Below are 12,450 nucleotides of genomic sequence, written 5' to 3'. Positions count from 1 at the left end.
ACGAATTCCATTTACGCTCGTTGATTTCTTTATTTTACGTTTATTATTAACGAAAATCGTTAAACAGGAGCAACGCCATGGCCAGCGGCGCCTGCATCGACAATCCGGACGCCGAACCGAGCGCCGGCTATACGCCACTCCCGGCCGGTGAGTACACGTTGGAGCTCGTGGAATCTGATTATGTCTCGACGAGCAATGGGCACGGCATGGTTTTCAAGTGCAAGGCTCAGATTGTCGGCGGTGACTATGACCAGCTGCCTTATTACCTGAATTACAACCTCGAGAACGAGACCCCTGAGACCGGGGCGATCACTCAAGAAATCGCCCAAACGCGACTTCGCGGCCCTCCGGCGCGCCACGGGTGTTTTACCCGACCGAAACCGAGGAGCTGCACTTCAAGCCGTTCCGCGTGGCGTGCAGGAAAAGAAGATCAAGGTCAACGGCGTCAAGAGGGGCACGGGCGAGCTTGAGAACGTAATCAAGGAGTACCTGTTTGACGAAGAGGCGACGACAGAGCGCAAACCCCGACGGCCGGCGCCAGCCGTCCCGAAGCAACAGCCGTGGTGCAAAGGTCCTTGAGAACCGCGCCGTCGCCGCGACGCAACGGAACATTGCAGATCATTCAACGTTACAACCTATAGTAACAACGAAAGATCTCCATGACCGTAGTTTTGATCGTCACTTTAGGAATGTGCTGTGCGGTAGTGGCGGGTTGGCTCGTTCGAGCAGGTTGGGAATGATGCCGTAGCAGCCACGCCGCGACCCGTCTCAAAAAGGGCCATAGCAATCGAAGCCCACACCGAACCGTGGGCGGCTCAGGCGCCGGGCCGTTGAAGGGGCTGAGGGTTGCTCATTGGCCCGGCGCCGCCGCCGCATCGACAGCGGTCTAAAGATTCAAACTGGACGCGGCGGAAATATGGCGACCGGGGGAAGCTTTAGAACGTGAGGCGGAACTCAATTAGCGTCTCAAGCTCAGATGCTAGGTCGCGATACTCCGACTCGCGCTCAGTGGCCCACACCTCGGCCGCGCGTGCCCAGTGGTCAGCGGCTTCGCATGCGCGGTCGTACTCCTCGCAGAGCTCGCCGAAGAACACATCTCTTTGTGCCGCCACATCGAGCTTGTGCCGCCATCTCGGCCAACGAAGCTTCAATCGCGCCAAACCCCGCTTGCGCGCAAGCAGCGTCGTCTCAGCGTTCTCGGATGGAGCAACCGCCATGGGGCGATTTTAGCTCATCTCAGGCACAGGAATAGGCCTGCCAGGTTGCATAGACCCGGCTTCACAATGCAGACGAACTTCTCAAACGCTCAGAGTGGGCTCGGCGCCCACGGCATGGGACCGGCGGCTAGATGCCTGTTCAGTTGATGATTTGAACGATGCGCCGAGTGCCAGGCTCCACCAGAACGGTACGTCCGTTCACAACCGTATAGCGGTAGCCCTGCGCGCCGTATTCCGTCGGCACCTCGCGATAGACGATACCACCCTCGGCCGGGAGGATGCCGCCGACCACCATCGGCTCAGCATAGGTGTAGGACGGGACGCGCTGCTCGACCACATACGCTCGGAAGCGCGGCGAATCGTCGATCATTACACCGCCGGCCGGATCCCGCTTCAGGGGAACCTCCAAGGTGCCGACGCCGAGCGCCGGATCGCGCGTCGAACCGCCAGCTGGATCACGGACGACCACCCCGGAGTTCTGTGCGAATGCCGCGGCCGGCAAAGCCACCAACGCTAGCGCGATTGCGAGTTTCTTCATGACCATCTCCGGACTGCATCTTCTATGCAGCAACCAAGATGCGGCGATGAAGTTCCTGCGCGATAGGTCATCCTGACCGCGCTGGCCGCCGTCCTGGCCTTCATCCCCCTCGCGCATTCGGTGCTCTGGGGATCGATGGCCTATACCCTGATCGGCGGCACGGCCGTCGGCACCGTGTTGATCCTGCTGTTTCTTCCCGCGCTCTATGTGGCCTAGTTCCGGATCAAGCCGATTGCGGCTCTGAAACATGATCGCTGAGTGAACCAGCACTGCGACCGGCAGTGGCTGCCCAGTAAGAATCCGATTTGGAAAAAAGCCGTTCAGGGTTCTGTGCCGCCATAGTGTTGCCGAACGTCAGGGTCCGCTTTCTGGACGGCATCAAATGTCCCGCAGGTGGCGCACCCTGATCCGTGACCTTGCCGAAGCTGGAGCCGACGAGTGGGGAGCATGTCTTGCCCACAATGGGAATGAAGAGGATGCTTTCGGCGGCGCGCAAGGTAGGGCTTCAGCGGCGCTGACAGGAAAAAGCTGGGATGACGTCCAAATCGATCGATTTCTGGTACTACACCAGCTCCACCTACACATATCTTTCGGCCATGCGAATCGGGGATATCGCCGAGCAAGCTGGCCTGGTGGTTCGCTGGCGCCCTTTCCATCTTAACACGTTGTTGCAGGAAAACGGCGTCAAGCCGTTCCCGCCAGGTCGCGCGAAGACCACCTATATGTGGCGGGACTTGGAACGCCGTGCGCAGATGCACGGCATCGGTTTCCCTAAGGAACCGCCTCCCTACCCGTGCGATCCGGACATTCTCAATTTCCGTGTGGCGCTCGTCGCCCATGAGGAAGGCTGGGCGAAAGAACACGCTCTTGCCAGCTATGACTGGTGGTTTCGACGTCACCGACCGCCAGGCCTCGATGACAACAGGGTTCCTTTTCTTGTGTCGCTTGGGAAGGATCCAGATCGAACTATCGCGAGGGCTCACTCGCCGGACATCGATGCCCAAGTCAGGGCAAGCGCCGACGAGGCGCGCACGCTCGGCTTGTTTGGCTCCCCCCATTTCGTCGTTGATGGTGAGGTCTTCTGGGGAGATGACCGCCTCGAGGATGCGGTCTCCTGGGCAAAGCTTGGTAGGGTCGAGCGCACCAACTGACAGAAAATGGACCGGCACGCGCAGGGCAAGACGGGTCTTGCAGGCTCAGGGACTGCCGTCACCATTTGAGCGGAATGTCCACTTCTCGCTTAGGGAGCCAACGCCTGGCGCAAGTGCGGCTCCTTGTGGCGCAGACTATCGGTGATTTGGAGCCGGGAGGATGGCGAATAGCGGTAAACTCGCAATATTTCGAGTTTCCCTGGCTTCCTACCTCCGGCCTCAAAGCTCTGGCTTGCCTGTCGCGAACCAACTCTGAATGGTGTTCGGCACCTTCTCCCCTCGCAGCGGCTTGGCATAAAAATAGCCCTGAGCAGAATCGCACCCTGCTTCTCGCAGACGTGCGGCCTGTTGGGAGCTTTCGACCCCTTCCGCGGTCGTATGCATTCCCATAGCGTGACCAAGGCTTACGATGGCGGCGACAATTGCAGCGTCACTGTCGTCGCTGATCAGGTTCCGCACGAAACTCTGGTCGATCTTGATGTGGTCGACAGGAAACTGCTTCAGATGGAGAAGCGACGCAAAGCCCGTACCGAAATCATCCAATGCGATGGAGACGCCGGCCTCGTGCAATTTGTTCAGGATGGAGGACGCCGTCGCGGTTCTGCGCCCGAGGAAAGCTGTTTCCGTTACTTCGACTTCAAAATGCGCCGAGGAGACACGTGTATCCTCCAGTATGCGGATAATCCTGTCGGCGAGTCTCGGGTCGGAGATCTCGGCGGAAGACAGATTGACGGCCACGCGACCGCATTCGAGACCCTGATTCAGCCATGATCGAACATCGACCGCGACCTGGCGGATCATCTGCTCGCCCAGAGCAATCGAAATGGCCTGCTCGGCGAACATCGAGCCAAAATAGTCAGGCGTGAGGAGCCCTTTGGTCGGGTGGTTCCAACGCGCGAGGGCCTCGAAGCCGACGATCCGGCCTGTCACCAACGACACTTTCGGTTGGTAATAGGGAACGAACTGCTGGGCTACGAGCCCTTCGCGGACGTCGTGTGCGATGGTGACGCGACGCTCCATCGTCTCGCGAGCGGCACTGGTATAAGCAACCGCTTGGCTGCGCCCCTGCTCCTTCGCGCGATAGAGCGCGATGTCAGCGTCCTTCATCAGCTCGACTGGATCGCGATGATGCTCAGGGAAGGTTGCCAGCCCGATGCTGACCGTTGTGGAAAGAGCTCGTCCTTCGTGCTGGAAAGGAGCACAGAGAGCATCTACGATTTCCGTAGCAACGGCAGTTGCTTCACTTCCCGCTGAAATACTGGCGAGTATGATCGCAAACTCGTCGCCTCCCAGGCGTGCCACGGTATCGCCTTCTCCGACAAAGCTTTCGAGCCGAAGGGCCGCCTCCTGGAGGAGGAGGTCTCCAACCGCATGGCCGAGCGTGTCATTGACATCCTTGAAGTCGTCGAGATCCAGCAGTAACAACCCCACGCCGGCCCCAGAGAATCCGGCATCTATTAGCGCCTCGTTGAGGCGTGCCTGGAAGAGCGCCCGGTTCGCCAGGCCCGTTAGAGGGTCGTGATTGGCGGTTCGCCAAATGGCTTCTTCGGCCGCTTTCCGATCTGCGATGTCGAAGGTCAGTCCGATGAGTCGATTATCGTCCTTTCGCTCGGCCCTGAGAGCGAGCCACGTTTGCGAGCCGTCAGGAGAAAGGTAACGCACTTCGGCCACGCCACTGCCAGTCGACCTGACAGTGCTCCAGAAGGCGGTCACTATTTCTCGGTCGTCGGGATGGACCCTGTTGATGAAATCACCTGCAGGTCCCGAGGAAATGCCGAGCAGCACCATGGAATTTTCGGAGCGATCGACCCACTGCGTCTCGAGATCCAGCTCCCAGGCAGCCATCCTGCTCGCCTGCAAAGCCAGCCGCAGGCGCTCCTCGCTCACCCGGATCGCGTTCTCGGCCGCTTTTCGTACAGTTATGTCAGTAAAGGTGCGCACCATTCCGCCATTGGGGAGGCGGTTTGTTCGAACTTCCAGCACCGTGCCGTCTGGTCTCTGCCTATCGTAGTCCAGGATTTCTACGTGTATCCCTTCATATTTGATGGCCCGAAGGAGTTCTTCTGTGACAGTACCAAATTCACCTTGTTCCATCTGCCATCTCTTCACCGTCTCGAAGGATGGATTGGAACGCATCAGGTCGGGTGGCAGTCCAAGCAGATTGATCGCGCGCTGATTGCAGACGGCCACATAGCCGTTTGCATCGACCATTAGAATTCCTTGTTCCACATGCTCCAGAACAGCGTTCAATAGAGCACTATCCACGGGGAAAGATCGAGTGATGCACTGAGTGGTCAAGCGTCGGCCTCTCGCCCAGCTAACGGTCGATCAGGGTATGGCGGCACGCTTTCGAAATGTTGAAAGATCGAGATCGATTTGCCCAATATCCTGCGTTCAATGATGGCTTGGACAACCTTCCTTTTACCAGCTGCCCGAAACCGCCGTTTAGCCTCCCACCAAGTTCTGCTAACTCTTCCGGCTAGGTTCTTAAGACACGTTCGAGATAGATCGTTTCCGATCGGGCCACGACCGCGTTCAAGAGGTCTGCTTTTGGGCAGAGAGCTGGAGTCCGCTACTGGCGCAAACTGGAAGTTCATCCAGGCACCACGGACCATCGATTTTTACAACAGCAAAGTGCTGGTTATCTGCGCGCAGCGACTGAGGGGCGGCGTAATCGATACTAAGCGTCATGAGGCGAGGCCCGCGCTATCGTGGAGCAGACTTTGCCCCGGCTCTATGCCGCGTCAGGCATTCGTTCCAGCAGTTTATCCAGCGTGATCGGGTAATCCCGCACACGAATGCCCGTCGCATTGTAGATCGCATTGGCGACCGCGGAGCCGACGCCGCAAATGCCGAGTTCGCCGACGCCTTTGGCCTTCATCGGCGAAGACATCGGATCCGTCTCGTCGAGAAAGATAACCTCCTGGTGCGGGATGTCGGCATGTACTGGCACCTCGTAACTGGCGAGGTCGTGATTGACGAAGAAGCCGCGCCGGGAGTCGACCGCCAGCTCTTCCATCAAGGCTGCGCCCGCGCCCATCGTCATCGCTCCGATGACCTGGCTGCGCGCGGTCTTGGGATTGAGGATCCGCCCCGCTGAACAGACAGCCAACATGCGCCTGATGCGCGTCTCGGCGGTGGCGACATCGACCCCGACTTCAACGAAATGCGCACCGAAGGTCGACTGTTGGTGGGTCTTATCGAGATTGCCGTACTCGAGGATATCCTCGCCCACCAATGGGCCTGACGCGGCAGCCTGCGCGAGAGGCATATTTCGGTTGCCGGCGCGAACCTCGCCGTCGGCGAACTCGGCCTCGGTGGAGTTGATGCCCAGCTTCTGCGCCACGGCCTCGCGCAGTTTGATGCAGGCCGCGTAAACGCCTGCCGTCGAGCTGTTGCCGCCCCATTGCCCGCCAGAGCCGGCGGACACCGGAAAGGTCGAGTCGCCGAGCCGCACGACGACTTTGTCCAGGCCAACGCCGAGCATCTCAGCCGCCGTCTGAGCGATGATCGTGTAGCTACCGGTGCCAATGTCCGTCATGTCGGTCTCGACCGTGACGATGCCATTCGCGTCGAGACGCACCCACGCCGCCGATTTCATGACGAGATTGTTGCGGAAGGCAGCCGCAGCGCCGATCCCGACAAGCCACCGCCCGTCGCGCGATTGGGCCGGCCGCGCGCTGCGACGGCTCCAGCCGAAGCGGTCGGCGCCAACCTTGAAGCATTCGTCGAGCCGGCGCATCGAGAACGGCCGCTTTGGTTTCTCTGGATCGACCTGGGTATCGTTGAGGGCGCGGAAAGCAATCGGATCGATTCCGAGCTTCTCCGCCATCTCGTCCATGGCGATTTCCAACGCCATCAGGCCCGGCGCCTCGCCTGGAGCGCGCATCGCATTGCCTTCCGGCAGGTCCAGCACGGCAAGCCGCATCGCCGTCATCCGGTTTGCCCCGGCATAGAGCAAGCGGGTCTGCTGGACCGCGACTTCGGGACCGCCATCCGGCAAGTCGCCAGACCAGCTTTCATGACCGATGGCCGTGATCTTGCCGTCCTTCGTCGCGCCGACCCGGATGCGTTGGATGGTAGCGGGTCGATGCGTCGTATTGTTGATCATCAACGGGCGCTGCAGAGCGACTTTCACGGGGCGCTTTGCGGCGCGCGCGCCCAAAGCCGCCAGCAGCACATCCGCCCGCAGGAACAGCTTGCCGCCGAAACCGCCACCGATGAAGGGCGAGACAAGGCGGACGTTCGATTTCGGAATGCCAAGCGTCTGCGCAAGATCGGTCACGCCCCAGTCGACCATCTGGTTCGAGGTCCAGACCGTCAGCTTCTCGCCCTCCCATGCCGCCAGCGAGGCGTGCGGCTCCATCATCGCGTGACTCTGGTCGGGCGTCGTGTAGGTCTGATCGAGGGTGACTGGGGCCTTCGCAAACGCGCCCGAGAAATCGCCAACCGATGTGTCGGTGGGGCTGGAATCCTCGTCTGGCGGCTTGGTGGCGCGGTCTTTGGCGGCCTCGAGGTCGAAGCTGCCTCTGCCCGTGGCATAGTCGACACGAATGAGGCTTGCAGCAGCGCGAGCCTGCTCGAACGTCTCCGCCACGACCAGCGCAATGGCCTGATGATAATGGTCGATCTCGGGGCCGCCGAGAAGCTTCGCGGTGTTCCGCTTGCCCTTACCGAGCTTGCCGGCTTCCTTCGCTGTCACGACAGCGAGCACGCCAGCCGCAGCCTTGGCCGACTTCAGATCGATGGATGAAACCCGCCCTTTGGCGATGGCTGCTCCGAGCACATAGCCATAGGCCTGGTTCGGCACGACATCGTGCTGCTCATAGGCATAGCGGGCGGTGCCACTGACCTTGAGCGGGCCGTCAACCCGGTCGCGCGGCTGTCCGACAACGGTTTGCCGATCGATCGGATTTTGAGTGGCGGGAGTGTCGAATTTCATGATCAAGCCCTCGCTTCGGACAGGACCGCGCCAAGCGTGCGTTCGGCCAGCATCAGCTTGAACGCGTTCTCGCGGGTTGGCCTGGCGCCATTGAGCAACGCGGCCGCCGCTGCCTTTCCGCCACGCGGGAGTTCCGCTTCGGCGGCCTCGACCCGCCATGGCTTGGGAGCGATGCCGCCGAGCGCGACCTGGCCGCTTCCGTCGCGCTGGATGATGGCGGCGACGGAAACCAGGGCGAAGGCATAGGACGCGCGGTCGCGTACCTTTCGATAGATCTGTGTGCCGCCGGCAGGTCTCGGCAAGGTCACGGCCGTGATCAGTTCGCCTGGCGCTAACGTCGTCTCCAGATGGGGGGTCGATCCAGGCGCGCGATGGAGTTCGGCGATCGGCATGGTGCGCGTCGATGCGTCGGGCTTGACCGTTTCGATCGTCGCGTCGAGAGCGCGCATGGCCACGGCCATGTCGGATGGGTGTGTGGCGATACAGGCGTCGCTCGTGCCGATGATGCCCAGTTGCCTGCTGAAGCCGCCCAGTGCCGAGCAGCCGCTGCCGGGCTCTCGCTTGTTGCAAGGTTGGGCCGTGTCATAAAAGTATGGGCAACGGGTACGCTGCAGCAGATTGCCGGCTGTGGTCGCACGGTTGCGCAATTGGCCCGATGCGCCGGCCAGCAGGGCGCGAGAGAGAACGCCATAATCGCGCCTGACGCGCTCATCAGCCGCTAGTGCGGTGTTGCGCACCAGCGCGCCGATCCGCAAACCGCCCTCCGGGGCCGCCTCGATAGTGTCGAGCTTCAACCCGTTCACATCGATGACGTGCGAGGGCGTCTCGATCTGGAGCTTCATGAGGTCCAGCAGGTTCGTGCCGCCTGCGATGAACTTCGCCCCGCGGGTCCCAGCTGCTGCCTTTGCCGCTGCCGCTGGAGAGGTTGCGCGCTCGTAGGTGAAAGCCCTCATCCCTGCCTCCCCGCAACTTCGGTCATTGCCTCGACGATGTTGGAATAGGCACCGCACCTGCAGATATTACCGCTCATGCGCTCACGGATCTCGGCCTCGCTCACGGCCGCCGCTGTGGTGAGATCGGCAGTCACATGGCTCGGAATGCCAGCCTTGATCTCGTCGAGCATGGCGACGCCGGAGCAGATCTGACCGGGCGTGCAGTAACCGCATTGGAAGCCGTCATGCTTGACGAAGGCGGCCTGCATCGGATGCAGATTGTCCGCCGTTCCTAGCCCCTCGATCGTGGTGACGCTCGCGCTCTGATGCATGATGGCGAGGGTCAGACAGGAATTGATCCTCTGCCCATCGACGATCACCGTGCAAGCGCCACACTGGCCATGATCGCACCCCTTCTTGGTGCCGGTCAGGTGGAGATGTTCGCGCAGCGCATCGAGCAACGTGGTTCGGGTGTCGATCGCAAGCGCGTGCTGCTGGCCGTTCACGGAGAACGACACGTCCGCGAGCACGGGGGTGCCGACTGGCGCTGGTTGCGACCGGGCGTTGGCGCCCATCGCAGGCAAGGCCGCGCAGGCGCCAGCGGCTACCATCAGAGCGCGCCTGTTCAATTCGATCTCGCCGGGATCTGGCATATCCGCCTCCGTGTCTTGGCGTATGTTCTCTCTGATCGCCAGCCCTGCTCTCAGGCACGACGCAACTGCGAGGACAACCGCGAAAGCGCCTCCCAGTTCATTGCGATTCTAAAATGGGCCGGTGTGACTGGGTCACTAGGTCGTGAGCTGCATTCGCTCGGAGGAGCCGGGGAAGCTCGGGAGCGAAGGAGGTATCGCAACCGGGCAGCGGCTGCTCGGCACATCCGATTAGCCGATCGGAGCGAACCATGATCGGCTAGGCAACGCGAATAGATGCCGCGGGCTCGTCGCTGAACCCGGCTCGGTTCGCGACGGAAGCGGGTCGATCGCGACTCCGCCGATGCTGTCGCTGCGTGCTGCTCAACCGAATGGAAGCAACGAGTGAGCGCCGATCCGATGCCACGGCACCAGATAATGCGGGCTGTCGAGATAGATCCAGGGGATCGCGTCATCCGCGATGCGATGGCGGCGACGAAGATGGTAGGATCTCGCGCGTGTGCTTTACCGACGCGAGCGGGCAGTGATGCTGGAGCCTCGTCGACAATGGCATCGTGATGGGGACGCTGCGCTATGGCGACGAGGTCCGCGACGAGAAGAGCTATTTCGCCGCGATCGATAAGGACAAGCCGGAGCCGGAGTCGCTCGAGGTGGCGCAGAAATTCATCAAAGCGAAGACGAAGGATTGGTCGCCGGAGATGGTGAAGGACCCGGTCCAAGAGCACCTACTCAAGTTGATCGCGTCGAAGAGGCGTAAGGGCGTTCGTAAGCCGGCGGGCGACGCCGACAAGGGGCGACCCGGCAATGTCGTCAATCTATTCGAGGCGCTAAAGAAAAGCCTGCAGGACAAATCGCTGCGGAGCTGACGGGATCGAACGAATCTGGATAAGGCTCGGATCCCGGCGGCTTGCAGTTTCGTCGATTCCGTACTGAAGCAGATCGTCAATAAGATTACGCCCGAAACGTAAGGACCCCGCCGGCCGGAGCCGACGGGGTCTTTGGGCCTCCAGCCCTCTGCTCAACCGCGGCGGGCGAGCACTACCGTGAATTCTGCGACCTCAACGCCAAGCGCAGTGCCGAGTTCCACACTCGTGCCGTCGCCGCCAAACGGGGGCCTGCGCAATCTCAGCCGCGACGCCGACTTGCGAGAAAGCCTGAGATCGACCGGCGAACGAGGTCGTGATCATTTGCAGCCAGAAGGATGTGGCTCGCCACGATATCGCACAATGCTTCTCGCTCGACGTCCGATGGGCAGAACCGTGCCGCTGCGAGGCTCTGCCACGCGGTCTCCACGGCAGCATGGGCTCGGGCAATGTCGATAGGGTCTGCCAGGGTAGAGAACGTTATCAGTCTTCGGGTATCGCGGCGCTCAGCCAAAGTCGGACTCCAGAGCAAGGATGGTGAGCAAGGCGGAGCAGGCGAGGATGGCCCATAGAGCTTCGCCCGCCCAGCCATCAGGAGGATAGGGTGCCGCGGCAACAGTCGACATCCCTCCAATAAACACCGCTGCCGAAATCACTGTGAGAGTTCGCATCTGACGCCACCAATGCGAAGTGTGCGCTCGCCTAAACGCGTAACCCACAGCATGGTTCCGGCAGGACTGGGGTCAAAAAAGCCCCGCCGGCGGGCGCTCGCGGGACCGTAAAAAAATGAATGGGCGGACCGGGACGCAACACCCAGTTTGCGAGTGGACGCTGAGACGTCAGCATTCCGTTCTCTCGGCTTGGCGCGAACGCCACCGCATCGGAAATTTAGAGCGCGCAACTTGAGCGCGCCTAGTCCGACGGAGCAAGGACGCCGAGATTATCAACAGGGACGTCGTTCGGCCGACATGCCCAGCCCCGCTTGAGCGAGACCGGACTGCTTTAATAACGCGACAATCCCGCTGGTCTTTACCGATCAACGTGTTCAGGCATCTCCTTGAGCTGGTCCTTGGTCCAGCTTGTCACTGCATGCACATCGCCGTCATCGTCACGCATGAATTCGAGCTGAGCGAGAGGTACCGAGACGGGCTTTGCGCCAATTCCGAGAAAGCCGCCTACATCCACAACGATCTCGGTCGCCGCCCCAGCGCCATGGATGTGAGAAACCGAGCCGATCTTTTCATCGCCTGGTCCATAGATGGTCGCGCCCTCAAGGACGCCGGCGGTGAGTTCGGCGACGGTGAGACGCGCGTGCTTGGAATGGTCCATGGTTTCCTCCTCGTTCCGGGTGCCGAAGGAACGAGTGGCAATAAGGGGTGTTCCCTTCCGCGAAAAAGGCCTCGCCGGCGGAGGCTGTTGCGGTCCGCGCCCGCAGCATTTCGCGTCATCAACGACCTTGCTTCAGCAAAGCCTTATAGAACATAATCGGAACAAACTTGCTGACGCGGCAAGCGAGCCCGCCATTCGACATTGCTCCTCCAGCTGTCCTGAGCTGCGCCTCAACTCCTATAGGTCGAAGCAGGCATGAACGCGCACGTTTACCTCGACAGCCTCAACCCAGCGCAGCGGCGGGCCGTCTCGCATGGCGGCGGCGCGGACCCTGCGCCGCCGCTTCTGATCATCGCGGGAGCCGGCTCCGGCAAGACCAATACGTTGGCACACCGCGTTGCCCATCTCCTCGTCGGTGGTGCCGATCCGCGACGGATCCTGCTGATGACCTTCTCGCGCCGAGCCGCCTCCGAGATGATCCGCCGCGTCGAGCGCATCGCCCGCAAGGTGATGGGCGACGGCGCTGCTGTCGTCGTTGATGCACTGAACTGGGCCGGCACCTTCCACGGTGTCGGCGCGCGGCTCCTGCGCGACCTTGCCGAGCAGATCGGGCTCGATCCCGCCTTCACCATCCATGATCGCGAGGACGCCGCCGATCTGATGAACCTGGTCCGGCATGAACTCGGCTTCTCGAAGACCGAAGCCCGCTTTCCAACCAAGGGAACCTGCCTCTCGATCTATTCGCGCTGCGTGAACGCCGAGCAGCCGATCGAAGATGTGCTGAGAATGTCCTATCCCTGGTGCATCGCCTGGGCCGCCGAGCTGAAC

General features: G+C 61.2%; 10 protein-coding genes and 1 pseudogene. 5 read left to right on the top strand and 6 right to left on the bottom strand.

Annotation, left to right across the window (positions count from 1 at the left end; translation table 11 throughout):
- The first annotated feature begins 77 nt into the window (after positions 1–77).
- Positions 78–470: a hypothetical protein gene (locus ASE66_RS32405; RefSeq protein ID WP_156412426.1), complete on the top strand. Its 393-nt coding sequence runs from the start codon at positions 78–80 to the stop codon at positions 468–470.
- Between the two features lie 886 nt (positions 471–1,356).
- On the opposite strand, the gene ASE66_RS30840 is transcribed toward ASE66_RS32405, so the two are convergent.
- Positions 1,357–1,755 (bottom strand): DUF1236 domain-containing protein, encoded by a 399-nt coding sequence (locus tag ASE66_RS30840; protein WP_057193778.1) that lies wholly within the window; start codon positions 1,753–1,755, stop codon positions 1,357–1,359.
- 66 nt (positions 1,756–1,821) lie between these two features.
- On the opposite strand from ASE66_RS30840, the pseudogene ASE66_RS33800 reads away from it, so the two are divergent.
- Together ASE66_RS33800 and ASE66_RS30835 are read left to right on the top strand one after the other, a co-directional pair.
- Positions 1,822–2,051: pseudogene (locus ASE66_RS33800) on the top strand (hypothetical protein); the annotation flags it as partial.
- Between the two features lie 237 nt (positions 2,052–2,288).
- Positions 2,289–2,906, top strand: coding sequence for a 2-hydroxychromene-2-carboxylate isomerase (locus tag ASE66_RS30835; protein WP_057193777.1), 618 nt, complete (start codon positions 2,289–2,291; stop codon positions 2,904–2,906).
- A gap of 219 nt (positions 2,907–3,125) precedes the next feature.
- Here the strand turns inward: ASE66_RS30835 and ASE66_RS30830 are convergent, their stop codons facing one another.
- From ASE66_RS30830 to paoA, 4 genes are all read right to left on the bottom strand, one after another.
- Positions 3,126–5,156 carry a putative bifunctional diguanylate cyclase/phosphodiesterase gene (locus ASE66_RS30830; RefSeq protein ID WP_156412425.1) on the bottom strand — a complete coding sequence of 677 codons (2,031 nt, stop codon included), beginning with the start codon at positions 5,154–5,156 and terminating at the stop codon, positions 3,126–3,128.
- A gap of 484 nt (positions 5,157–5,640) precedes the next feature.
- Positions 5,641–7,848: an aldehyde oxidoreductase molybdenum-binding subunit PaoC gene (paoC, locus tag ASE66_RS30825; protein WP_057193775.1), complete on the bottom strand. Its 2,208-nt coding sequence runs from the start codon at positions 7,846–7,848 to the stop codon at positions 5,641–5,643.
- Between the two features lie 2 nt (positions 7,849–7,850).
- A complete protein-coding gene (locus ASE66_RS30820) occupies positions 7,851–8,801 on the bottom strand; it encodes an FAD binding domain-containing protein (protein ID WP_057193774.1) in 951 nt (316 codons plus the stop codon).
- On the bottom strand, positions 8,798–9,433 hold the full coding sequence (paoA, locus tag ASE66_RS30815) for an aldehyde dehydrogenase iron-sulfur subunit PaoA (protein ID WP_057193773.1): 636 nt from the start codon (positions 9,431–9,433) through the stop codon (positions 8,798–8,800). The genes ASE66_RS30820 and paoA overlap by 4 nt, the downstream gene beginning before the upstream one ends.
- A gap of 554 nt (positions 9,434–9,987) precedes the next feature.
- Between paoA and ASE66_RS30810 the strand changes: the two genes are divergently transcribed.
- Complete coding sequence (locus ASE66_RS30810; RefSeq protein ID WP_057193772.1) at positions 9,988–10,296, top strand: hypothetical protein; 309 nt, start codon at positions 9,988–9,990, stop codon at positions 10,294–10,296.
- Between the two features lie 1,026 nt (positions 10,297–11,322).
- Here ASE66_RS30810 and ASE66_RS30805 read toward each other — a convergent pair.
- Positions 11,323–11,622, bottom strand: coding sequence for a PRC-barrel domain-containing protein (locus ASE66_RS30805; protein ID WP_057193771.1), 300 nt, complete (start codon positions 11,620–11,622; stop codon positions 11,323–11,325).
- Positions 11,623–11,877: 255 nt separating this feature from the next.
- Between ASE66_RS30805 and ASE66_RS30800 the strand changes: the two genes are divergently transcribed.
- A partial coding sequence (locus ASE66_RS30800) for a UvrD-helicase domain-containing protein (RefSeq protein WP_156412442.1) occupies positions 11,878–12,450 on the top strand: 573 nt, incomplete at its 3' end.

This window comes from Allobosea sp. Root483D1 (genome assembly GCF_001429505.1).
Taxonomy (GTDB): Bacteria; Pseudomonadota; Alphaproteobacteria; order Rhizobiales; family Beijerinckiaceae; genus Allobosea.
This window is presented reverse-complemented; position numbering and strand designations above follow the sequence as displayed.